We start from the raw sequence: 23,754 nt of genomic DNA, 5'->3' as shown, positions 1-23,754 counted from the left end.
CAGTTTTCTAAAACGAAGTACAGGCAAATATCGGGAAAAACGGCGGATGCCCCAAGCGGGTTGCTATACATGTTCGGCTAAATAATCTTCCAGCCGCAAATGGCCTTTAGCCGGGGCCACGAAATCGGTTTTATTGACCTCCACAAAAAAGGCGGCTTTCTCATACAGAGAGCGGTTAAGGAGGCGCACCATAGGCAAAAAGGTATGGGCCAGCCAGTACGGTACCCGGCGTACCGGTTTGTTTTTGCCCACGGCTTTGCCCACCAGTTCAGCCAATTGCAACCTGGAGTACGCCACGGGTCCGCCCAGTTCTATGGTGGCAACTGGAAGCGTGAGGGCCTGCACGCAGGCTTCGGCCACCTCATGTTCATGGATGGGGTTGGTGATGGCATCGCCGGGGCCGAAAGAAGCTAGACGACCTTTGCGGGCCAGTGGCAACAAGTTCAGGAAGGCCGAGAAAAGGGCCGGCGGTTTGATAATGCTGTTGGGGATTCCGCTTTTCCGAAGAGCTCTGGTAAAGTCTTCGTGGGCTTTGAAGTACGCCACATTAGGGTGATTCTCCCCGCTGAACGCCGCCACGTACACGAACTTCTTAATCTGTCCATTGGCCTGCGCCAGTTTCAATACATTCAGGTTGCCTTGGTAATCTACCTCATGGAAAGAAGCGCGGCTATCGTCTGAAAGACTAAGGCTTTTCCCCAGCGCCGAGATAATATACTCTACTCCGTCCAGTAAAGCGGGGGTGAGGGTGTCGGGTTCAGTGGGGTCGCAGACCATGACCTCGTCTACCCACGGGGTAAGCTGCTCTGCTTTAAGAGGAGTTCGGGCGGTAGCCCTTATTTTATAGGATTGCTGTCTGAGTACTTCCAACACCGAAGAACCCAGGCTGCCAGTGCTTCCTAAAACAAGTACAGTTTTCATGGGCAGGAGAGAAATGGGGGTAGTCATATTCCTACATTTCCCTAAACTAAGCGGTTTTTGCCGATTTATCAAACATCACTTCTGTTAATGTGTAAATCTGCAAAAGAATGCCTGCCCAGCTGAGCTACTCGCGTTAATTTAGAATACAGCAGAAGTACTTGCAGCGGCTCCTTTCAGGCTGATTTTGAAAAAACTGCTAAAAAGCGGGTCATGCGCAATAAGCAGTAACTTCAATTTCTACCAAAAGGGCCGGGTCAATCAAGGCTTTTACTTCTATCATGCTGGTCACCGGCCTAATGTCCCGGAAGAACTCGCCGTGGGCGCGACCTACTTCCTGCCATTGACTAATATCCGTCACGAACAGGCGGGTACGCACCACATCTTTCAACGAGGCTCCGGCTTCCTGCAACACCAGTTCAATCTTTTGCAGAACACAAATGGTTTGGGCGTACACATCGCCGGGGCCAATTACTTGCCCGTTTTCCACCGCCGTAGTGCCGGCTACTTCAATGAGCGGCCCTACTTTGATGGCGCGGGAATACCCCACGCTACTTTCCCAAGTGGTCCCGGAAGAGAATAACTGACGTGCCATAGTATGTTTGCTTTAGAGGTGAATAACGGTACAATAATATACAAACCTGCCAGTAAAATGGCGTATTTTAACTAGTTACGTTTAAAGTAGATGACACTTGTAGTCGGTTTTAGGCTAGTTTCCAGAAACTAGGGGTAAAACCGAAAGCCTCTTCTTCCAGAACAAGACAATCTGCAAGAGTTTTCGTAAGTTGAGCAACGCATCTGTTTGTTTGCCTAATTTTCCATGTTGCACCAGCCCCTTAAAATAGACATCCACACGCACATACTGCCGGAACGGTGGCCCGATTTGCGGGAACGCTACGGCTACGGTGGGTTCATCAGGTTGGAGCACCACAAACCCTGCTGCGCCCGCATGATGCTGGACGACCGGTTTTTCCGGGAGATTCAGGAAAACAGCTGGGATCCGGCGGCCCGCATGCGCGAGTGCGACCACCACGGCGTGCACGTGCAGGTGTTGAGCACCGTGCCTGTCATGTTCAGTTACTGGGCCAAGCCCGAACACACCTGGGACCTTTCCAAAATCCTGAACGACCATATTGCCGAAGTGGTGGCGCGTTACCCCACGCGGTTTGTGGGCCTGGGCACCTTGCCCATGCAGGACACCGAACTAGCCATCAAAGAACTGGAGCGCTGCGTGAAAGAACTAGGCATGGCTGGAGTGCAGATTGGCTCCAACGTCAATGACACCAATCTAGACGATGACGCCCTGTTCCCCATCTTTGAAGCCGCCGCAGATCTAGGGGCCGCCATCTTTGTGCACCCCTGGGACATGATGGGCGAAAAGAAGATGCGCAAATACTGGCTGCCGTGGCTCGTGAGCATGCCCGCCGAAACCTCCCGCGCCATCTGTTCCCTCATCTTCGGCGGGGTCTTGGAACGGTTACCGAATTTACGATTAGCCTTCGCCCACGGCGGAGGTTCGTTTCCGTTCACCCTGGGCCGCATTCAGCACGGCTTTGACGTGCGCCCAGACCTTTGCGCGGTAGACAACCCCGTGGCCCCGGAAAGCTACGTAGGCAAGTTCTGGATTGATTCCCTGGTGCACTGCCCCAATACACTGGACTACGTGGTCAAACAATTTGGGGCCGACAAGGTGGCGTTGGGATCTGATTATCCTTTCCCGTTGGGTGAGCAGGAGCCGGGCAAACTGATTGAATCCATGCCGTATGCAGATGAAGTCAAGGAAATGCTGCTCAGTGGTTCGGCCTTGCAGTGGCTGGGGCTGGAGAAAGAACGGTTCCTGGTGCAAAAACTTCGGCAGACGAAGCAAGGCTAAACCTCGCTCGCGTCCCGCGAGTGTAAGTTATGTGCGGCCTCTGGCTGCGTGAATGGAGTTGAACGTGTTAAGTAATCGGAATCTTATGAAAACTTATATCAAGTTCATTATTTCAGTTGCCCTACTTTTTGCTTTAAAGCCTACCGAGTCTTTTGCGCAAATAAACAAAAACGAATTAGCAGTAGGTCTGGGCCTTACTTCGGGCAATGGGTATCCTATTTACTACCTCCCTGATAGCGATGGCGGAATATATACGGCAATGCTTTATGCAGAATATGGTCTAAGCAATTTATTTAGCGCGGGACCTTACTTTTTGTATTCACGTGAGGTGGCTACTTACACCGATCATTCATCTCCTGCCTTAAACTCAAAAGATGTCGGTTCTGGATATGACGTTGGGGTGAGAGGAACTATCAATACAGGCTCCTTTCTATTTACGCAATCAAAGGTGCATTTTTACTTCACAGGGTTTTACGGGTATACTTTTAGGTCTGTGGTGTATGATGAAAAAAATATATACCGAGATGAATTCAATACCAAAGTACATGATACTTATTATGGGGGATTAATAGGGCTAACCTATTATTTACATCCCAAATTTGAGTTGTATGGTGAAGCCGGCTTTTCAACAAAATTAATTCTCGGGGTAGGCTTTCGGTTCTTGGTGAAAAGAAATGATAAAACATCATCAGTTATTTAAATGTAATCCATCGGCTAGAGGCAGATGCTAAACCCAAACGTGTTCGGGAGGCGGAAAACCAATTAAAATTTTTCGCTTTTGAACATCTGGCTTTTGCGCCTGTTTTCCAAGAAACGTACTCTAAACACAGGATTGCGTACAAAGGAGTTTACTTTGAAACTTTATGGTAGTCTAACGCTTGTTAGGTAACTTAGCCACTGTTCCAAATAGATTTTAGCACCTCGTATTCATGTCTTTTCAAAATACCCTTGCCTTTGCCCAAGCCCTAGACCAGGCAGACCCGCTTCGTTCGTTTAGAGACCAGTACCATATTCCGCAGCACAACGGGAAAGACACCGTGTACCTCTGCGGGAATTCGTTGGGTTTGCAGCCGAAATCTGCCCGGGCTGCCCTGGAGGAAGAAATGACCAAGTGGGCCGAGTTGGGCGTGGAAGGGCATTTTACGGGAGAGAACCAGTGGTTTACCTACCACACTGCCTTGGCTGGCCCTACCGCCCGGGTAGTAGGGGCTATGCCCGAAGAAGTGGTGGTCATGAACCAACTTACCGTGAACCTGCACCTCATGCTGGTCTCTTTTTACCGACCAGGAAACGGGCGGTATAAGATTCTCACCGAGGCGGGAGCGTTCCCTTCTGACCAATACGCGCTGGAAACCCAGGTGAAATTCCACGGCTTTTCGCCAGAAGATGCCATCATTGAAGTGGCCCCCAGACCAGGGGAACACACCCTCAGAACCGAAGATATTCTGGCCGCCATTCGGGAAAATGGAGGCGAGTTGGCCTTGGTGATGATGGGTGGCGTGAACTACTACACCGGGCAGGTGTTTGACATGGCAGCCATTACCCGTGAGGCCCATGACGTAGGCGCCCTTTGCGGCTTTGACTTGGCCCATGCTGCCGGAAACGTGCCGCTGCAACTGCACGGTTGGAGCGTGGATTTTGCCGTATGGTGTACCTACAAATACCTGAACTCGGGGCCGGGCGGAACTTCTGGGGTGTTTGTGCACGAGCGCCACGCCCGTAATTCAGAGTTGCCTCGGTTTGCCGGTTGGTGGGGCCATGACCAGAGTGTGCGTTTCCAGATGAAGAAAGGCTTTATTCCTATGGCCGGGGCCGAAGGCTGGCAGGTTTCCAACGGCCAGATTTTGCCCATGGCCGTGCACAAAGCCTCGCTGGAGCTTTTTGACCAGGCGGGCATGCAGAACCTTCGGGCTAAAAGCGAGCAACTCACCGGCTACTTAGAATTTCTGATTAAAGAGCTGCAACAGCCCAAAGAAGCCCTGGAGGTAATTACGCCCGAAGAACCATCTGCTAGAGGCTGCCAGCTTTCGTTATTGGTCCACCAGAACGGACGGCAACTGTTTGAAACCCTTATGGCCAACGGCTTCATCCTGGACTGGCGCGAGCCCAACGTGATTAGGGTTGCTCCTACGCCCATGTACAACACCTTTGAAGACGTTTACCGGTTTGGTCAATTCCTGTCGGCGCACTTCAAGCAATAGGAATTCGGTCTTCAGCCCACTGATGTATTTTGAGCTGTTTTGTGGGAAAGAGACTGGAAACGATATTGGCGCAGACGCTCGCAGGAGCTGCGCACGCTACGAGGTATTTGGAGCCAGCGGCATTGCGGAAAACAGGCTGAGAACGCAAAACCTGTGAGGTCTCCAAGACCTCACAGGTTTAAACTTGCATAACTGGCGCAAGACTCTAGTCTCGTGACTAAGGATGAAGCGAGTCTCCAGACTCGCCGGAAACCACGTACAACATATTCAAGTGGCAGCGTTTAAGGGAGTTTTCAGAAAACAGCCTTTAAACGCTGCTTTTTTGTGAAGTTACCTAAGAATCAAAGCGTGGCTTCTGAGAAAGAACAAGTTAGCTGGTTTCCGGCGCGGCTGTTTTTTTCTGCTTTTTCTGGAAAGAAGGTAGAAACAAGGTGCGTGGTTTCCGTATGAGGTAAGTATTTATACGAAGTCTGACAAGGCGTTTTCCAGAAACAGCAGCGGCATGGACATTTACCTGATTTCATTTGTGGTGATAGGCATCGCTGCGTTGGCCATGGCCTGGTTGCCTACCTGGTTTAAGGAAGTGCCTTTTTCTTACGCCATGCTCTTTCTGGTGGTGGGGTTTCTGCTGTATAAGCTGCCGTTAGGACTGCCAGAACCAGACCCGTTGCGCAAGAATGACCTGGCGCTGCATCTCTCAGAGTTGTGCGTCATCATCACGCTCATGGGTACGGGCATTAAAATAAACCGCAGATTTTCCTTATTTAGTTGGCAGGTGCCGTTGCGGCTGGTGAGTTGGACCATGCTCCTCTGCATTGGCGCATTGACTTGGATGGCGTGGGGATGGCTCGGGTTTCCGGTGGCCTCAGCGGTGCTGCTGGCGGCCGCTTTGGCCCCCACAGATCCGGTGCTGGCCTCAGATGTGCAGGTAGGTCCGCCCAGCGAAGAAGTGGAAGACGCCACCCGTTTCGCCCTAACGGCCGAGGCTGGCCTTAATGACGGCATGGCCTTTCCGTTTACCTGGCTAGCCATTGCCTTAGCCCTGCACGGGTTAGACCCTGAAAACTGGTTGGGCCATTGGGTTTCCTATGATTTGCTGTATCGCATTGTGGTAGGGGTAGGGGTAGGCTATCTGTTGGGTAAAGTGCTGGAGTACCTCTTGTTTAAACTCCCCCAAAAAGGCAAATTCCCCAACACCCGGGACGGTTTTGTGGCTATCTCGGCTACGTTGCTGGTGTACGGCCTCACCGAGATGGTGCACGGCTACGGGTTCATTGCCGTCTTTGTCACAGGCCTCACCCTGAAACACTACGAAAAAGATACTGGTTACCACCGAGAAATGCATGATTTCACTGACCAAATTGAGCGGATTCTAGTCGTGATTGTCTTGATTCTGCTGGGCGGCAGTATTAGCCGTGGTTTGTTGGATGCACTTACTTGGCAAGGAGCAATGGTGAGCATCGGCTTTCTTTTAATTGTGCGGCCTGTGGCTGGGTACATCGGTCTTTTGGGAGTTCCGGTGAAAACACGCGAAAAATGGGCCATCAGTTTCTTCGGGATCAGAGGCATTGGATCCATTTTTTACGTCTCCTTTGCCTTGAGCGAAGCCGAGTTTGTGAACCCCGAGGAAATATGGGCCATTGTAGGCTTCACCATTCTGCTTTCCATTTTCATTCACGGCATTTTGGCCACCCCAGTGATGGCGTACTTAGACAAAGTCCGGAAGCCGAGTGATTTCATTGACCCTAATCAAGCTGCTAAAGAGATGTCAGAAGATAAAGAGGAGAGCTCTACTGAGTCCTCAGCTAAAAAGGAGTAAGCTCAAATTATCTGATGCAAGAACTAGCAACAGACTTCCGGGAGCAGTTTGGGTCTTATAAATTATCCATGCCAGACGCCGAGGTGTATCTGCTACCCGACTTCATTCCCAGAGAAAAACAAATTCCCTTGCAACATGCCTTGGAAGAGAAAGTAGCGTGGCGGCAGGAAAAAATCAGGATGTTTGGGAAGCAGATAGACCAACCCCGGCTCACTGCCTGGTACGCCGATGCTGGTAAAGCCTACACCTACTCCGGCCTCACCTGGGAGCCGCTGCCCTGGTTGCCAGAACTCTCCCAACTTAGAACCCAACTGGAAAGTCTCACCGGCTCAGCCTTCAACAGCGTTTTACTCAACCTTTACCGCCACGGTCAGGACAGCATGGGCTGGCACGCTGATGACGAGCCTGAACTAGGCCGAAACCCCATCATTGCCTCCTTAAGTCTAGGTCAGGAGCGCACCTTCTCTTTCCGGCACCGTTTCCAAAAAGACCTGAAGAGACAGCTCGTCCTTCCCTCCGGCAGCCTCCTCCTAATGGCTGGTCCCACCCAGCACTTCTGGCACCATCAACTCCCCAAAACCACCAAGCCTCAACAGCCCAGGGTTAATCTCACCTTTCGGTTTATTGAGTGATTGAGAGATTGAATGATTTTGGGATGTGGAAATGAGGAGATCTGAAGGTTAGAGAATTAAAAGATGCATTTCAAATACTATGGCGCGGAAGTTACTTCCGTGACTCCCTTTTAAGCGTTTCCGAAAGGCACGGAAGTAACTTCCGCGCCATAGAAGGTTACAGAGAATAATTCTAATCTACCCACACGAATATCTTCTCATCCCCAATTTCCACATCTTCAAATCTTCACATCTCCTCATCACCCATTCTCTCATTCATTCAAACTCTCAATCACTCATTAAAAAAGAGCCGTCTGGTACGTACCTACCATCTTGGCTTCGTGCGCCAGGAGCCACTGTTTGCGCCAGAGACCACCGGCGTAGCCGGTGAGTTGGCCTTGGGCGCCAATGATGCGGTGGCAGGGTACCAAAATCATCCAGGGATTGGCACCGTTGGCGGTACCCACGGCCCTTACGGCGCCGGCGTTGCCTAAGCGTTTGGCTAAGCCTAAGTAGTGGTCGGTGCGACCTGCTGGAATTTGTTGTAGGGCTTGCCAGACTTGCTGCTGAAAAGCGGTACCCTGCGCGTGAAGCGGGACCTCAAACGACTGCCGCGTACCGGCAAAATATTCTTCTAACTGCATAGCGGCCTGCTGTAAACAAGCGGGTAGAAAGGTGCTGTCTGCTTCGGGGCCGTTTTCCAGAAAAGAAGCCTTAAACAGAGCGTTTTCCGTAGAGGTAAGCTGAATAATGCCTATAGGAGAAGGCACGTGCAGGACAAAGAGTGACGAAGGAACAGACATGGAGAGGCTTTTTCACAGATTTTAACCTAAGTTTACCTCTTCTTTCCGTAGAATGCACTAATTCAGGGCACTTTCTGCGCCACAGGTTTTATGTAACGTAAATTGATGGAGAAAACCACCCAACTCAGCGTCATGGGCGGGGGCCTGGTAGGCTGCCTGCTGTCTTTGTACTTGGCCAAACAAGGCTACCGGGTGGATGTCTATGAACGCCGGCCAGACCTGCGCCGCACCGACATTGGCAGCGGACGCTCCATTAACCTAGCCCTGAGCGACCGAGGCTGGCGCGCGCTGGAAACCATCGGCATAGCCGAAGACATCAAAAAAGTGGCCATTCCCATGTACCGGCGCGTCATGCATGACAAGCACGGGAACCTCTCTTTTCAGCCGTATGGGCAGGAAGGGCAAGCCATCTACTCCGTATCCAGAGGCGGACTGAATCAAGCCTTGCTGGATTTAGCCGAGGCTGAGCCTACCATTTCGTTGCATTTTCAGCAGCAGGTGATGGAGGTGGAAGTAGCCACCAATAAAGTGACTATGCTGGACAATAGTACCGGCCAGGAGCACCACATTCAGCCAGACGTGATTTTCGCCGCCGATGGTGCCTATTCAATGGTGCGCTTGTCATTGCAGAAAACAGACCGGTTCAACTATGAGCAAAGCTATCTGGACTACGGCTACAAAGAACTCACCATTCCGCCTGCGGCCGATGGAAGTTGGCAACTGGAGAAAAACGCGCTGCACATTTGGCCCCGCGGCCAGTACATGATGATTGCGCTGCCCAACGTAGACGGCTCCTTCACCTGCACCCTGTTTTTCCCTTATGAAGGCGAACCCTCGTTCCAATCATTGCAGACCGAGGCTGATGTGAATACTTTCTTCCAGGAGGTTTTCCCTGATGTGACCGCACTCATGCCAGAGTTGGCGCAGGAGTTCTTTGAGAACCCCATCGGCTCTTTGGTTACTGTCAAATGTCTTCCCTGGCGGCACAGCGGCAAAATCCTGTTGTTGGGAGATGCCGCCCATGCCATTGTTCCATTTTACGGGCAAGGCATGAACGCCGGGTTTGAAGACTGCACCGTGCTGCGCGGGCTTCTGGAACAACACCAGGACAATTGGGAAACCATTTTCCAGACGTTTCAGGAAATTCGCAAGCCCAACACAGACGCCATCGCAGATCTGGCCGTCTACAATTTCATCGAAATGCGGGACAAAGTGGCCGATCCCCGGTTTCTGCTACAGAAGAAAATAGAGGCTAAAATCACCGGCCAGTACCCAGATTCCTGGCTTCCGCTGTATTCCATGGTCACCTTTTCCCCAGATATTCCGTATGCCGAGGCTCTTGCCAATGGTCAACGCCAGGAAGAGATCATGCGCAAGCTCATGGAGCATATTGAGAAAGAAGAAGATTATGATAAACCCGAAGTACAGCAGTACCTTCAGGCGCAACTGACGTGATTTCCTTCTGTTTTTAACCTGTTTTTCTAAAAAGACACCCTAAACTACCGCTTTGTAGTAAATTTTAGACCCAACTAGAACCACCTGCCCTGTTTTTGCAAAAGGTGGAGCGAACCGTCCATACATGATATTTTCCCGCTTAAAAGATTATTACCTGGCTATAGGCTCCTTTGTGCTGGTGCTAGGTATGACTGTGTATGCCTACTACGTGTCCAAAACCAATGACCAGGCCGAGGATGCCCAGCAGTTTGAGATCAGGAGGGTACAGATAAAAAACACCTTGGAGCGCCGCATGGGAAATTATCTGCAGATTCTGAACGGAGTGAGCGGGTTGTTCGCCGCGTCAGATACCGTTACCCGGGCAGATTTCCAAAGCTACCTGAATTCCTTGCAGTTGAACAAAGAACGCCGGGGAGTGCAGGGCGAATTATACAAAGGAGTGCAGGGCATAGGGTTTACGGTAATGCTCTACCCAGAGCAGGTGCCTAGGTTAGAGGAACGCATAAGGGCAGAAGGCTTCCCTCTTTTTAAGGTGTGGCCCGCTGCGCCACGCACTGAGTACACATCTATCATTTTCCTGGAGCCCATGAACGTGCTGAACCGGCGGGCAATCGGTTTTGACATGTTCACAGACCTCACACGCCGGGAAGCCATGGAAGCCGCCCGTGATGAGAACAAGCCCGCCATGACCGCTAAAGTGAAACTGGTGCAGGAAACCGAAAGTGATGTGCAGCCGGGCTTTCTCATCTACTTGCCAGTATATTACGGCGGCGAAGATCCGCGGGACTTGCTAGCGCGCAGAAACAAGCTGAAAGGCTTTGTGTACGCTCCCTTCCGGGCGAAAGACCTTTTTTCCTATACCATTGACAATGACCTGAAAGACATAAGTGTTTCCATCTATGACGGCAAAGAGACAAAAGAAGAGGCGCTGCTGTACAGGAATGCGACCAAGATAGATCCTTCTGAAAGCACCGACAGTTTGTTGCTGCATACAGACGTAGTGCGCATTGCCGGCCGTACCTGGACCCTGCACTTCAAAGCTACCAAGGCCTTTGCCGAAGCCTCGGGCATAGACCAGCATGACCTCATTCTGCTGGGCGGAAGCATCATCAGCTTGCTCATCTTCTTTGTGATCTGGTCTTTGCAGCGCTATCTGCGGTCTAACCAACTCACCGAGCTCATCACCAAAAATACCACCGCCGGTTTGTTCATGCTAGATGACCGGGGCTACTGTACCTTCCAGAACCCGTCGGCCAGACGCTTGCTGGGGTATGAGTTGGATGATCTCAAAAGCAGGCCCTTGTATGAAATAGTGCACCAAAACCAGGAACCGGGTAACCTGGCCCCGGAGCTTGTGTCCCAGAAAGCATTCACCTTTGAAGACACTTTTCTCTGCCACAACGGGAATCCCATTCCCGTAGCCTGTTCCACCCGTTTTGTAAAGCAGGGCGGCGTGGTGGTGGGGCATATTCTGGAGGTGCGGGACGTAACCGAAGAGAAAAAAGCCCAGCAGGCGCTCATGGAGAGTGAGGCCCGTTTCCGGAACATGGCAGACAGTGCCCCGGTGATGATCTGGATCACCGATGAGGAAAATAACTGTACCTACGTCAACCGGCAGTGGCTTAAGTTCACCGGTTCTAAGCTTGAAGACAATCTAGGAAAAGGCTGGCTGCAGTTCATTCATCCAGATGATAGCCAAGCCATGGAACAGGCCTACCTGAAAGCTTTAGAAGCAAAAGACGACTTCAAAGTAGAATACCGCCTGTGCCGCCGTGATAAGAAATACCGCGGGGTAGTCACCATGGGAATTCCCCGGTTCAGTACCGAGGGCGGCGAGTTTATGGGCTATATCGGGTCGGCCATTGACATTAGTGACCGCATTAAGATGGAGCGGAAGCTCAAGCAAAGCGCAGACACGTTGCAGTATATCTTTATGCAGGTGCCCGCCATTGTGGGGCTGGTGCGGGCGAAAGATTTCAAATACACGCTGGTCAACGCCTACTTAAGCAAGCTGTATGAGGGAAAAGCAATAGTAGGCCAAAATGCGGTTGAGTCACTGCCCAAGGCTAGGCGCGAGCGGTTCAAAGCAGTTCTGCAGCGCATCATAGCTACCGGCGAGCCTTATGTAGGTCAGGAAGTATCCATTCCCTTTGCCACCCCAGAGGGGCAGGAAGTGATGCGTCATTTCAACATTGTGTATGAACCCATCAAAAACAGCCGGGACGAAGTAGAATCCATCCTGACGTTTGCCGTGGAAGTGACCGAACAGGTGAAAAGCCGCAAGCAACTCTCCACCATCAATGATGAACTGAACCAAAAAAACCAGGAACTGATTAGAATCAACAATGACCTGGATAACTTCGTGTACACCGCATCGCATGACTTACGCTCTCCGCTGGCCAACCTGGAAGGGCTTACCTCTGCTTTGCTGGAAACCGTTGAGGGAAAAGAAGGCAGCGAAGAACAGCTTTTGCTGCACATGGTGGCGTCTTCTATCGCTAAACTGAAAGGCACTATCCATGACCTTACGGAGATCACCAAAGTGCAGAAAGACCTGGATTCTCAGGCCGAGGTGCTTTCCTTCGCGGAGGTATTAGCGGGCGTAGAGGAAGACATCGCTTCTTTGATACAGGAAGCCGGAGTACACCTGAAAACCACCTTTGAGGTAAAACAACTGAAATACGCCCGCAAAAACCTCCGCAGCATTCTCTACAACCTGGTCTCCAACGCCGTCAAATACCGGGACTCTTCCCGCCAGCCAACAGTTGTCATCAATACTTTCCGGGAGGATGACTATGTGGTGCTCACTGTAGAAGACAACGGTTTGGGTATACGCGAAGACCAACAGGAAAAACTGTTCACCATGTTCCGGCGGTTCCACTCGCACGTAGAAGGCACCGGCATTGGCTTGTACATCGTGAAACGCATCATCGAAAACAACGGCGGTCGCATTGAGGTATGCAGTGAGCCCGGTCAGGGCACCAAATTCATGGTCTACTTTAAAGAAATGTCGGTTTAACTAAAAAGGTGCTTTGGGCCAGTTTTACAGAAAACTGGCCCAAAGCACCTTTTATACCCTAAAATAAGATTACTCGCTAGCCGCGAGCGAGTGAAACTAGGTCTACCAAATATTCCGAGAGAAATTGCCTTCGCTTAGCCCAGCAACGGAAGTAACACATCTGGGTCAATCTTCTCCAGCATCTGCTCCACCTGTTGGCGGGTAAAGCGGCCGTTCACCTGAAGCATCAAAAAAGAGTTGCCCGTTCGACGGTAGCCAACAAGTTCCTGCACCTGTTGGTTAGACTGCCGCATCCTGAACTGCAGGGCACCGGGTGTCGCGTCTAGCAAAGGAATGGCCGTATAGTTGTCCTTCTGAAGTACCTGGTCCAACTCCTGGGTAAGGCCTTTCTCCAGCAGCCGTTGCGCTTTGTTAGAAGTAGGCGTGAACGAAAGCACCCGTACCGAGGTGATGTTGGCCAACGCCGCCCGCAGGGTAGTATCTGTTGTTTCTTTGGCCAGGTACCTGGAGACCAGCCCCACCGGAACCGTGGTTCCTTTGAAGCCGTCCATGTTTTTGTATTTCTGGTAAAACTCGGCCGTTGACTGAGCCGCGGGCAGATTACTGGTGCTGCTGCACGCCTGCATGACACACAACACCGCTACTACCAGGTAAGGCAGAAGCCGTTTCAAGAGCACATTCTGAAATCTATAAGCAAAGGAAGTACGCATACGCAAATTCTGTTTTTTACCTCTTTTACGGGAAATAAGAAGAAAACGCTTTAAGCGGAAGCGAAGGAAAGGGAGTCAAAGCACAAGAATCTGTGCAACTGCGCCAACTTCTGCGGCTTTTCCGCACACAGAAGGGGGGATAAGAGACAGGATTCTGTTTTGGCATTGCTTTTCCAAAAACACCGTCTTTTCAGCGAAGTGAAACGGAACCTGGACCGTCTGTAAACAGCAAGAGCCCGACAAAGCGGGCTCTTGCTGTTTACATGGATTGAAGAGATAGAATATAGGATATAGATTGTTTTCTTGTAGTAGCTGGCTTATTTATTGGAAACTATCTTCTTATTGGCTTCCCTTTCTTTCGCAGCCATTTTCTGGATAGCTTCTTTGTCTTTCAGAGCTTGGGCACGTTCCTGCGCGGCTAGTTTCTTAGCAGCTTCTTTTTCTTTCAGGGCTAGCTTGGCTTGGCGTTCTTTTTCTTTGGCCGCCAAGGCTTTCTCCTTCAACGCATCTTTCCGCTGCTGCTCTTTTAACTCTAGTGCTGCTTCGCGTTCTTTTTGCGCTATTTTTCTGGCTTCCTCTTTCTGGAAATAAGCTTCGTCCTGCGCATCATACTTCGCATCTTGCAACGCTTCACGGGCAATTTGCTTCTGCTTGAGAAGCTCTTTCCGTTCTTTCGCTTTTTGCTTGGCCAGTTCAGCCCGCTCTTTCATTTGAGCGGCGCGTTCCCGCTCTTTTTGCTTAGAGGTTTGCGCATACGTGGAGCCTATGGCTAGGACCAGCATGAGTAGTAGTAGGGTAAGTTTTCTTAGCATATAATTGATTATGTATGATTGGATAAATAGCTATTGTCAATACAAATGACAAGATAATATTTAGTTAATACAAATAATCAATAGAAAAAATGCCTTATCAATTATTAAATATAATTAAGTCAAGTATCTGTTGATAGTTAGCTTAATTTATTAAGAAGAGAAAATAGCAATAAGAAATAGGAGAGTAGCCTTGGTTATCAACCAGATACTAGAAAGGAAGAATGCTCCTGTTACTGGAAAACGCACTGGCCAGTACCTTTCGGCCTGCTATACCCAGTAGCAAAAAAATCGGGCTGTTGTCATGAAACAACAGCCCGATTTAAACATTGTGATACCTCTATGTCTTAGAATTCTGCACTCTTCGGGAAACGCGGGAAAGGAATCACGTCTCTGATATTGCCCATGCCGGTCACAAATAACAGCAGTCGCTCAAAACCTAACCCAAAGCCGCTGTGCGGAACAGTCCCGAAGCGACGGGTATCCAGGAACCACCACATCTCTTTCTCGGGTACGCCCATTTCCTGCATACGGGTCACCAGTTTCTCGTAGCTTTCTTCGCGCTGCGAACCGCCAATGATCTCGCCAATACCCGGGAAAAGCACGTCCATGGCGCGGACGGTTTTGCCGTCTTCGTTGAGTTTCATGTAGAAACTCTTGATGTCTTTGGGGTAGTTGGTCAGAATCACCGGCTTTTTGAAATGTTTCTCTACCAGGTAGCGCTCGTGCTCGCTCTGCAAATCGGTGCCCCAGTCTACTTTGTACTCAAACTTCTGCTTGGCAGTTTTCAGAATCTCTACGGCCTCGGTGTAGGTCAGGCGCTGGAAATCATTCTCTACTACAAAGTTCAGGCGACTGAGCAGTTCCTTGTCGTACATGTCGTTCAGGAACTGGAGGTCATCTTTGCAGTGATCCAGGGCGTAGCGCACCAGGTATTTCAGGAAGTCCTCGGCCAGGTCCATGTTGTCTTCCAGTTCATAGAAAGCCATTTCGGGCTCAATCATCCAGAACTCGGCTAAGTGACGGCTGGTGTTGGAGTTCTCGGCTCTAAAGGTTGGTCCGAAGGTATAGATCTCCGACAAAGCCATCGCCAGTACTTCGCCTTCCAACTGGCCGGAAACGGTCAGGTTAGAAGAACGCCCGAAAAAGTCCTCAGAGAAATCTACGGCTCCATCCTCCGTCCGCGGTGGGTTTACGGGATCTAACGTAGTCACCCGGAACATCTCACCGGCACCTTCGGCGTCAGACGCGGTAATCACCGGCGTGTGCACGTAGAAGAAGCCTTTCTCGTTAAAGTAATTGTGCACTGCAAACGCCATGGCGTGCCGTACGCGTAACACTGCGCCAAACGTGTTGGTGCGCGGGCGCAGGTGGGCAATCTCGCGCAGGAACTCCAGGGAATGGCCTTTCTTCTGCAACGGATAGGTCTCAGGATCTGCCACGCCCAATACCTCAATGCTGGTAGCTTGTATTTCAACGGTCTGGCCTTTGCCCTGGCTTTCAACCAAAGTTCCCAAGACAGAAATACTGGCGCCGGTGGTTACTTCGCGCAGGGCCTCGTCGGTGAACAAGGTCATGTCAGCTACCACTTGTATATTATTTATAGTAGAACCGTCATTCACGGCAATGAACGTCACAAATTTGTTGCCGCGCTTGGTGCGCACCCAACCTTTTACCAGCACCTCCTGGCCGCTGGCGGGCGTCTGGAGCAGGGCATTTACTTTGGTTCTTTTCATATTCTTTCTCGTCTCGTGTAGCACGTATCAAGTAGCACGTAGTAGGCTGCTGCAAAAGTAAGTAGAGAAAGGCAAATAATTTAGTTTATGAGAAGAGTCTTGTTTCCTGTAGCCCGCTACAGGAGTGCTGTGCCTGCCCAGCCATTAACCTTTTTTGCAATCCAGTAGTAAAAAACCATAACTTTGGGCAAGGCCGCACGTGTGTGACCAATGCCGTGGACGTATGCAGAGACTTGATTTAAAACAGCTTTTATCCCAGAAATTATCGCCGCAGCAGATCCAGTTCATCAAATTGCTGCAGGTACCAACGGCTGAGTTGGAGGCCCGCATCAAAGAAGAACTGGAGGTAAACCCCGCGTTGGAAGAAGGGGATGCCGCTGATGAGCCTTCTACGGATAATGATGACTCCAATAGTGATGCCGATGATGATTTCGACAACACCGAGGATGATTTTGCCGAAGACGAACCCCGCCGCGAAGATGACGAGGTAGATCTGGGCGATTATATCAACGATGACGAGATAGCCGGTTACAAGATGCAGGGCGACGGCCCCGGCGAAGAGGAAGACCGCGAAATGCCCATCGCATTCACCGGTTCCCTCACTGACGCCCTCATGGACCAACTGGGTTTCCTGAACCTGGACACCAAGCAAATGGCCATTGGCGAACAACTGATTGGCTCCATTGACCAGGACGGCTACATCAGGCGTGAGCTGCATGCCATCTCCAATGACTTAGCCTTCTCCCAAAACATAGACGCCTCTGAGCAGGAAATTGAAGACGTGCTGCGCCGAATCCAGGCGTTTGACCCGCCCGGCATTGCCGCCCGAGACCTGCAGGAATGTCTCTTACTGCAATTAGAGCGCCGCGACCCAGATGAAATCACCGAAGTGGCCGAGCAAATCATCCATGACTGCTTTGACGAGTTCACTAAGAAGCACTACGCCAAGATTCAGCAAAGACTGGAGCTGGAAGACTACGAGTTGAAAGCGGCCATTGACCTCATCCTGAAACTGAACCCCAAGCCCGGCGGAACCGGCGGGGCCACCCGCGTACAGTACGTGATTCCAGACTTCATCATCACCAATGAAGACGGCCAACTGCAACTCTCGCTCAACGCCCGCAACGCACCAGACCTGCGCATTTCCCGCTCTTACGCCGACATGTTTGACGCCTATGACAAAGGCTCCAAGAAAGACAAGAAGCTAAAGGAAACCGTCACCTTTGTGAAGCAGAAACTGGATGCCGCCAAGTGGTTCATAGATGCCATCAAGCAGCGTCAGAATACCCTGTTGCGCACCATGGAAGCTATTCTACGCCGTCAGTACGATTATTTTCTGGAGGGCGATGAAAGCAAGCTGAAGCCCATGATCCTGAAAGACATTGCCGAAGACATTGGCATGGATATTTCTACCGTGAGCCGCGTAGCCAACAGCAAAAGCGTACAGACCGAGTTCGGGATTATTCCGCTCAAGTTCTTCTTCTCAGAAGGCATTGCCACCGATGCCGGGGAAGACGCCAGCAGCCGCGAGGTAAAAGCCATCCTGAAAGACATTATTGAGGCCGAAAACAAGCGCAAGCCCCTGTCTGACGATAAGATTGAGAAGATGCTCAACGAGAAAGGCTATAACATCGCCCGCCGTACCGTAGCCAAGTACCGCGAGCAACTGAACATACCCGTAGCCCGCTTACGCAAAGAACTATAACCCGCAAAGCGGGTTCAATTAAGAATTAGGAATTTTTGATGGAAGTATGAATAGTATCAACCTTGTCTCACAGGCACATGCATGGAATTAGTTCACCAGAGAACAATTCCTAATTCCCAATTCTTAATTCCTGATTAAAAAAGTGAATCCCCGCCTCGCAACGGTGCTCTCGGTGCTTTTTCATCCCTTGATACAGCCCACGTACCTGTTCAGTCTGCTGCTGTATTACCTGCCACCCGAGGTGTTCGCGTATTCGCCGGAAGGCCGACGGCTCATTGTGCTGTTGGTGTTTATTATCACTTTCCTGCTGCCAGTGCTAGGAACCCTGATGATGCAACAGGCCGGATTAGTCTCTTCCCTTACTCTGGAAGCCCGCTCAGACCGACGCTGGCCCCTCATGTTAGCCGCTACCTGTTACACCGTACTCACAGTCGTGTTCTACAGAATTTCCTTCTTTGATAGCCTGTTCTATTTGATGATGGGGGTAATCACCGCATCGGTTTACCTGACCTTGGTCATCAATCAATTCTGGAAAATAAGTGCCCATAGTATAGGGTTAGGAGGCGGTTTAGGAATTCTGGTACTGCTGCACAGCTGGCTCCCTGAAGGTTACATGCTGTACCCCATTGTGTTGGGATGCGTGATTTGCGGTGCTGTCATCTCTGCCCGTTTGGCTTTAGGTGCCCATACTATCCACCAAGTTTACGCTGGGTTTACCTTAGGTTTCCTGTTAGGAATCTCCCTCTGGGGAATGCCAATGTAACGCTGGTTTTAAGGTGCTTTTAGAAAAATAGCCTTGAAACAGGCAAGACGCACAAGTGAAGGGAACTTGGGGCAACCTCTTTACAACTCTGAACTATGGCGCGGAAGTTACTTCCGTGACTTTCTTTACCAGTATCTGTTAGTCACGGAAGTAACTTCCGCGCCATAGTGAGCTAGTTTGTCCATAGAAGAACATGGTTCAAGTTTTCAACTTGGACCCAAAATGTCCGGAAGTTTGAAACTTCCATGAGGCATAGCCTCAAACCAACTTTTGCTGAGTCAACTAGCCTCGCCACTCACCTACCAGAAAACCAAAGCAAGGGCCTTCTCGCTTAGCATTGGTTGTGATTCAGGACGGTTTTGCAGATATTGTAGAAGAATTACCCGTTTCTTGCCTTATGCAGTTCAAGTCTTTAGCCCTCTCCATTTTCTTTTGCTTTTTAGTGTTTATTTCTGCTGAAGGAACTGCGCAAACAGGTAAAACGGAAACGCAGGTCATCCAGAATTTTATGCGTTTTCTGGCTGGGCAGAACGGCAGGCATGACCGGGTAGACAAAAACATATTGCCTTGGAATCTGTCTGAGGTGTATGTCAATGATTCACTTTGGGCGAAGGTCAACATTTCAGATGAAAGCCGGTTGGCGGCCAGGCAGGGATTGCATGGGGCCGGACCGCAACTCAAGATGGATTACCGCCTCACCAAGCCAGAGTTTGAGCAAATTAAAAGCAGAATAAGAGGGCAGAAGCGGACCGAATGGACTGCTCAGGATTTCCCTGAGAACATTGCCGTGTTGCAGGAATTGGGGCTGGCTCCTGCGCCCTATTACGCCTATTCCTATCCCATTGTGTTGCTGTCCAAGAGACTGGTGCTGGTGAAAAGATATTTCCATGCCGGTAATGTGTACAACCGTTGGTCTTGCATTGAAGCCTACCGCATAGACAAAGCAGGGAAATTTACGTTTGAGAATTGCTACCTGAGAACGTATGCCATGTAAGTTCTGAAAGGCAGTGTGCGGCCTTCATGTTATTCATCTTGAGGTTTTTATCTTCTTTGGGGTTGGTTTAATCCAATCAGCCTGCTTATATTTAGCAGTACAACCCTACATCTGTCACTAATGAATAAAACTTTACAGCTAGTATTGGGGGCCGCTTTTCTGGCCATGCCCGCCTTTGCCCAACAAGTAGAGCCGCTAGACGCGGCCATCGTAGAGAAAATCCGCCAGGAAGGCTTAAACAAATCTCAGGTAATGGACATCGCCTTTTACCTGACAGATGTGAATGGCCCTCGCCTTTCCGGGTCTACCGGACTGGCCAAAGCCAACCAATGGACCAAAGAGAAACTGACCTCCTGGGGATTGCAGAACGCCGTAATTGAACCATGGGGAACATTCGGGAAAGGCTGGGAAGTGGAGAAGTCTTATCTGGCGCTCTCTAAGCCCTACTACCAACCTATGATTGGCTCGCCCAAAGCCTGGACACCTAGCACCAACGGGCCGGTAAAAGCGCAGGTAATGTTGGTGAAAGCCGCCAAAGAAGAAGATCTGGCGCAGTACGCCGGTAAACTGAAAGGCAAGATTGTGATGATGGAGGTAACCACGCCCATCAAAACCACCTTCACCGCCGATGCCACCCGCTACACAGACGAGCAACTCCAGAAAATGGCCGAGCCCATGCAACCCACCGCAGGCCGCACGCCCATGACCGACGAGCAACGCGCCGCCATGCAGGCTCGCCGGACACTACTAGGCAAAATGAGCGAAATGTTCCTGAATGAAGGAGCCGTAGCCATGTTCAGCGGACGCAGCGGATCGCACGGTACGTTTTTTACCAGCAACGGTGCCTCTTACGCCATGGATGCCAAACCGGTACTGCCCGAGTTTGAAGTAGCCCAGGAAGACCTCGCCCGTATGAGCCGTCTGCTAGCCGCTGGTATTCCCGTGGAAGTGGAACTGGAAAGCAAAACCCGTTTCTTAACCGAAGACCAGCAAGGCTACAACGTCATCGCGGAGATTCCGGGTACCGATAAAAAACTGAAGTCTGAGATTGTCATGCTGGGTGGTCACCTTGACTCCTGGCACGCCGCCACCGGCGCAACCGACAACGCCGCCGGAGTAGCCGTGATGATGGAAGCCGTTCGTATCATCAAAGCCCTGAATTTGCAACCCAAGCGCACCATCCGGATTGCGTTGTGGGGTGGCGAGGAGCAAGGACTGCACGGTTCGCGCGGTTACGCCAAAAAACACTTAGGCGACCCTGCTACCATGAAACTATTGCCGGAGCACGCCAAGATTGCCGCGTACTACAACCTGGACAACGGTTCTGGTAAAATCAGAGGTATTTACACGCAAGGCAACGAGGCCGTGGCTCCTTTGTTCAAAGAGTGGCTGAAACCGTTCAATGACCTGGGCGCTACCACCGTGACCAACCGCAACACCGGCGGCACCGACCACCTTTCGTTTGACGGTCTGGGGCTGCCCGGCTTCCAGTTCATTCAGGACGGTCTGGAGTACAACACCCGCACCCATCACACCAACCAAGACACCTATGACCGCCTGCAGGCCGATGACCTGAAACAAGCCTCCGTGATTGTAGCTTCGTTTGTGTACCAGTCTGCCATTAGAAAAGACAAACTGCCCCGCAAAGCACTTCCGCAGCCTAGACCACAGTCTTAAGTTCGCTGGAGCCTAAAACCGGAACGGCCTTTCTTCTTTCACAGGAGAAAGGCCGCTCTGTTTTTATGCTATCTTAAATAAGACTAAGATGGTACAGTTTCGGTTGATTTTCTGTAAAATAGGCTTGAAATCAATGTACAGATCACATGAAGAAGTGCTGCCTGTCTGTTGTGCTGGCTATATGGGCTATTTTACCTTTTTACTGCCAAGGGCAGGTAAGCGCTGTCAATAACATTGTGCCCAAGCCGGTTTCCTTTACGGCTACCGGAGAAAGGCCCGTTACCATTGACCGGCAGACCGTGATAATGGCTGATGCCCCTTACCATGACCAAGCGCTCTATTTGCAGGAAGTACTCAAAAACCAGATAGGGCTAACCTTGGAAATTGCTCTGCCTGGCACCAAGCCACAAAGACACAGCCGCATTCTGCTGGCCCATGATACCATTGAAGCCAACCGTCCTGAGATGTATTGGCTGGAGTCAGGCGGTTCTATGATCAGGATGAAGGCGCGGGACGTGGCAGGCATGGTACACAGCATTCAGACGCTGCTACAGTTGCTTCCGCTGCAGAAAGTAAAACAGGTGGAATTCCCCACGGTAGAAATCAAAGATTATCCGCGCTTTGCGTACCGCGGCATGCACCTGGACGTAAGTCGCCATATCTTCCCGGTAGATTTCCTGAAGAAGTACATTGACTACCTGGCCTTTCATAAGTTCAATAACTTCCACTGGCACCTCACCGATGACCAGGGCTGGCGCCTGGAAATCAAAAGCTACCCCAAACTGACAGAAGTGGGAGCCTGGCGTAATTCTACCCTCATAGGCCATTTTAAAGACACGCCCGCCCGCTATGACTCTACCCGCTACGGTGGATTTTACACCCAGGACCAGGTACGCGAAGTGGTGCGCTACGCTGCCATCAGAGGCATCAACGTCATTCCTGAGATTGACATACCGGGTCACAGCCGCGCGATTATAGCCGCTTATCCAGAATTCAGCACCAAACCAGACTCGGCCTGGCAGGTAGCCAACACTTGGGGCATGTACAACCGGCAGAACAACGTCTTGGCCCCAAACCCAGCTACGTTTCAGTTTCTGGAAACCATGTTTCAGGAAGTGGCTGATCTGTTCCCGTCAAAGTACATCCATATTGGCGGCGATGAGTGCAGTAAAATATGGTGGAAAGCCGATCCCAATACCCAGGCGTTCATGAAGGCCAATCACCTCAAAGACGAGAAAGAACTGCAGACCTACTTCATCAAACAGGTGTCGGGCTACCTCGCTCAAAAGAACAAGAAAGTGATTGGCTGGCACGAGATTCTGGAAGGTGACCTAGATACCACCGCGGTGATCATGAACTGGAGAGGAGTTGAGGAAGGTGTCGCGGCCGTCCGTCGGCACCACCCGGTCATCATGTCGCCGGGCAATCCGTTGTATTTTGACAGTTATCAGTCCAAAGACCCCAAAGACAGTCTCGCCATTCACGGCTACAACCCGCTAGATGCCGTGTACAACTTCAACCCAGTCCCCGCCGAACTGCAGCAACGCAAACTGGACAAGTACATTCTGGGAGCCCAGGCCAACGTCTGGACGGAGTACATGGGCTATCCTTCTAAAGTAGAGTACATGATCTTCCCACGCATGACGGCCCTCAGCGAAGTGCTCTGGACAGCCCCCAAACAAAAGGATTTTACAGATTTCAAACGGAGGCTGAAAGCCGCTATGTTGCCCCGGTATACGTCCTGGGGGAGCGCCTATTTCAAAGACTTTGAGCGTTGGACCATAGCTGATAAATAAACCGAAAGCAGCAACGTTCTTTTGCTACTGGCAGGCACTATTCTGTTTCTGGCACTGTTTTGAGAAAGCGGTCTAGAAACAGAGACCGGCTTGGGTAGTGGATACAACTTTGTATCTTTACTCAATTACCTACATTGCTTTTACCCATGGCTTCACGTCCTTCTACTCTGTTGCTGAACTGCATGCTCACCATTTCGTTCCTGATTTTGATGTGGCGGTTAGAAGACCCCAATATCATGGTGACGCTGGCCGCTTTTCTGGGGTTTATGATGTTTGTGGTCTTAAAGATCATTCTGGTCTTGCGAGAACGGAAAAGCAAATCTTCTAAATAGTCTTACTTTATGAAATCCTTCTTTTTAAACCTGTCACCCACCCACCACAACGGATCTGCGCTCTCAAAGCTGTATCTGTTCATGGCGGTGGTGTTTATGATATTAGGCGGCCTTGGCGTGTACCGGCACTATGCCGCTAATGAAGTGAATCTGCTTGTGTACCTGCTGCCTTTGCTGCAACTGGCCTTGGCCATCGCTTACATCATAGTGGCCTGGCGCCGGCGTAAACCCGCCGGAACAAGCTACGTGCAGGTCACCGACGAGCACCTGGAACTTAAACTTTCCCTTACCCAAGCGGCCATTACGCTGCCTTGGAATACCATCAGTTTGCTGCGGGTGCAGTCAGATAAATTGCTGTATCGGCTTACGTCTGGGCAGACCGGCCAGATTGAGTTTGACTCTATTCCCGAAGAGTACGAAGAAACCGTGCGCGATGCCATCCGGCAGGCCGGGAAAAGCAAAGGCGTGAGTCTGTAACCTGGTGTAGGTGCGGGCCATTTCTTGGCGGAAGGGCGTTTTGGAGCTGTTTTCAA

Annotated in this window: 20 protein-coding genes; 14 read left to right on the top strand and 6 right to left on the bottom strand. The window is 50.8% G+C overall.

All coding sequences use genetic code 11. The annotated features are described in order from the left end of the window. Positions 1–63: 63 nt before the first annotated feature. Positions 64–921 carry an SDR family oxidoreductase gene (locus ACY0JR_RS04605; RefSeq protein WP_462632732.1) on the bottom strand — a complete coding sequence of 286 codons (858 nt, stop codon included), beginning with the start codon at positions 919–921 and terminating at the stop codon, positions 64–66. A gap of 208 nt (positions 922–1,129) precedes the next feature. Beyond that, positions 1,130–1,513 (bottom strand): RidA family protein, encoded by a 384-nt coding sequence (locus ACY0JR_RS04600; protein WP_462632730.1) that lies wholly within the window; start codon positions 1,511–1,513, stop codon positions 1,130–1,132. 225 nt (positions 1,514–1,738) lie between these two features. Here ACY0JR_RS04600 and ACY0JR_RS04595 point away from each other — a divergent pair, with 225 nt between their 5' ends. The 5 genes from ACY0JR_RS04595 to ACY0JR_RS04575 all read left to right on the top strand — a co-directional run bounded on the left by ACY0JR_RS04595 (position 1,739) and on the right by ACY0JR_RS04575 (position 7,443). Then, entirely contained in the window at positions 1,739–2,791 is a 1,053-nt protein-coding gene (locus tag ACY0JR_RS04595) for an amidohydrolase family protein (RefSeq protein WP_462632729.1), read from the top strand. An 85-nt stretch (positions 2,792–2,876) separates the two neighbouring features. After that, positions 2,877–3,491, top strand: coding sequence for a hypothetical protein (locus tag ACY0JR_RS04590; RefSeq protein ID WP_462632728.1), 615 nt, complete (start codon positions 2,877–2,879; stop codon positions 3,489–3,491). Between the two features lie 229 nt (positions 3,492–3,720). Next, entirely contained in the window at positions 3,721–4,992 is a 1,272-nt protein-coding gene (gene kynU, locus ACY0JR_RS04585) for a kynureninase (protein ID WP_462632727.1), read from the top strand. A gap of 502 nt (positions 4,993–5,494) precedes the next feature. Continuing rightward, the gene (locus ACY0JR_RS04580) at positions 5,495–6,811 is read left to right on the top strand and encodes a cation:proton antiporter (RefSeq protein WP_462632726.1); all 1,317 of its coding nucleotides are present in this window, start codon (positions 5,495–5,497) and stop codon (positions 6,809–6,811) included. Between the two features lie 14 nt (positions 6,812–6,825). After that, positions 6,826–7,443 (top strand): alpha-ketoglutarate-dependent dioxygenase AlkB family protein, encoded by a 618-nt coding sequence (locus tag ACY0JR_RS04575; protein WP_462632725.1) that lies wholly within the window; start codon positions 6,826–6,828, stop codon positions 7,441–7,443. 278 nt (positions 7,444–7,721) lie between these two features. Here ACY0JR_RS04575 and ACY0JR_RS04570 read toward each other — a convergent pair whose 3' ends face one another. Continuing rightward, on the bottom strand, positions 7,722–8,225 hold the full coding sequence (locus tag ACY0JR_RS04570; protein WP_462632723.1) for a methylated-DNA--[protein]-cysteine S-methyltransferase: 504 nt from the start codon (positions 8,223–8,225) through the stop codon (positions 7,722–7,724). A 105-nt stretch (positions 8,226–8,330) separates the two neighbouring features. On the opposite strand from ACY0JR_RS04570, the gene ACY0JR_RS04565 reads away from it, so the two are divergent. Both ACY0JR_RS04565 and ACY0JR_RS04560 read left to right on the top strand, forming a co-directional pair. Continuing rightward, positions 8,331–9,680, top strand: coding sequence for an FAD-dependent oxidoreductase (locus tag ACY0JR_RS04565; protein WP_462632722.1), 1,350 nt, complete (start codon positions 8,331–8,333; stop codon positions 9,678–9,680). Between the two features lie 124 nt (positions 9,681–9,804). Next, complete coding sequence (locus tag ACY0JR_RS04560) at positions 9,805–12,699, top strand: CHASE domain-containing protein (protein WP_462632721.1); 2,895 nt, start codon at positions 9,805–9,807, stop codon at positions 12,697–12,699. Between the two features lie 134 nt (positions 12,700–12,833). Here ACY0JR_RS04560 and ACY0JR_RS04555 read toward each other — a convergent pair whose 3' ends face one another. The 3 genes from ACY0JR_RS04555 to asnS all read right to left on the bottom strand — a co-directional run bounded on the left by ACY0JR_RS04555 (position 12,834) and on the right by asnS (position 15,954). Further along, positions 12,834–13,409, bottom strand: a complete 576-nt coding sequence (locus ACY0JR_RS04555; protein WP_462632720.1) for a DUF4252 domain-containing protein — start codon at positions 13,407–13,409, stop codon at positions 12,834–12,836. A gap of 317 nt (positions 13,410–13,726) precedes the next feature. Continuing rightward, entirely contained in the window at positions 13,727–14,221 is a 495-nt protein-coding gene (locus tag ACY0JR_RS04550) for a cell envelope integrity TolA family protein (RefSeq protein WP_462632719.1), read from the bottom strand. A 344-nt stretch (positions 14,222–14,565) separates the two neighbouring features. Further along, the gene (asnS, locus tag ACY0JR_RS04545) at positions 14,566–15,954 is read right to left on the bottom strand and encodes an asparagine--tRNA ligase (protein WP_462632718.1); all 1,389 of its coding nucleotides are present in this window, start codon (positions 15,952–15,954) and stop codon (positions 14,566–14,568) included. A 223-nt stretch (positions 15,955–16,177) separates the two neighbouring features. Here asnS and rpoN point away from each other — a divergent pair, with 223 nt between their 5' ends. The 7 genes from rpoN to ACY0JR_RS04510 all read left to right on the top strand — a co-directional run bounded on the left by rpoN (position 16,178) and on the right by ACY0JR_RS04510 (position 23,698). Continuing rightward, the gene (gene rpoN / locus ACY0JR_RS04540) at positions 16,178–17,659 is read left to right on the top strand and encodes an RNA polymerase factor sigma-54 (protein WP_462632716.1); all 1,482 of its coding nucleotides are present in this window, start codon (positions 16,178–16,180) and stop codon (positions 17,657–17,659) included. A gap of 142 nt (positions 17,660–17,801) precedes the next feature. Further along, positions 17,802–18,422 (top strand): hypothetical protein, encoded by a 621-nt coding sequence (locus ACY0JR_RS04535; protein ID WP_462632715.1) that lies wholly within the window; start codon positions 17,802–17,804, stop codon positions 18,420–18,422. A gap of 508 nt (positions 18,423–18,930) precedes the next feature. Then, the gene (locus tag ACY0JR_RS04530) at positions 18,931–19,416 is read left to right on the top strand and encodes a hypothetical protein (RefSeq protein ID WP_462632714.1); all 486 of its coding nucleotides are present in this window, start codon (positions 18,931–18,933) and stop codon (positions 19,414–19,416) included. A gap of 120 nt (positions 19,417–19,536) precedes the next feature. Further along, entirely contained in the window at positions 19,537–21,093 is a 1,557-nt protein-coding gene (locus ACY0JR_RS04525) for a M28 family metallopeptidase (protein WP_462632713.1), read from the top strand. A 146-nt stretch (positions 21,094–21,239) separates the two neighbouring features. Next, positions 21,240–22,889, top strand: coding sequence for a beta-N-acetylhexosaminidase (locus ACY0JR_RS04520; protein WP_462632712.1), 1,650 nt, complete (start codon positions 21,240–21,242; stop codon positions 22,887–22,889). Between the two features lie 146 nt (positions 22,890–23,035). After that, entirely contained in the window at positions 23,036–23,221 is a 186-nt protein-coding gene (locus ACY0JR_RS04515; RefSeq protein ID WP_462632711.1) for a hypothetical protein, read from the top strand. A 9-nt stretch (positions 23,222–23,230) separates the two neighbouring features. Then, complete coding sequence (locus ACY0JR_RS04510) at positions 23,231–23,698, top strand: hypothetical protein (RefSeq protein WP_462632710.1); 468 nt, start codon at positions 23,231–23,233, stop codon at positions 23,696–23,698. Positions 23,699–23,754: the final 56 nt, after the last annotated feature.

This window comes from Rufibacter sp. JT3400010, assembly GCF_054956755.1.
The sequence above is the reverse complement of the archived record's forward strand: the minus strand, read 5'-3'. Positions and strand labels throughout refer to the sequence as shown.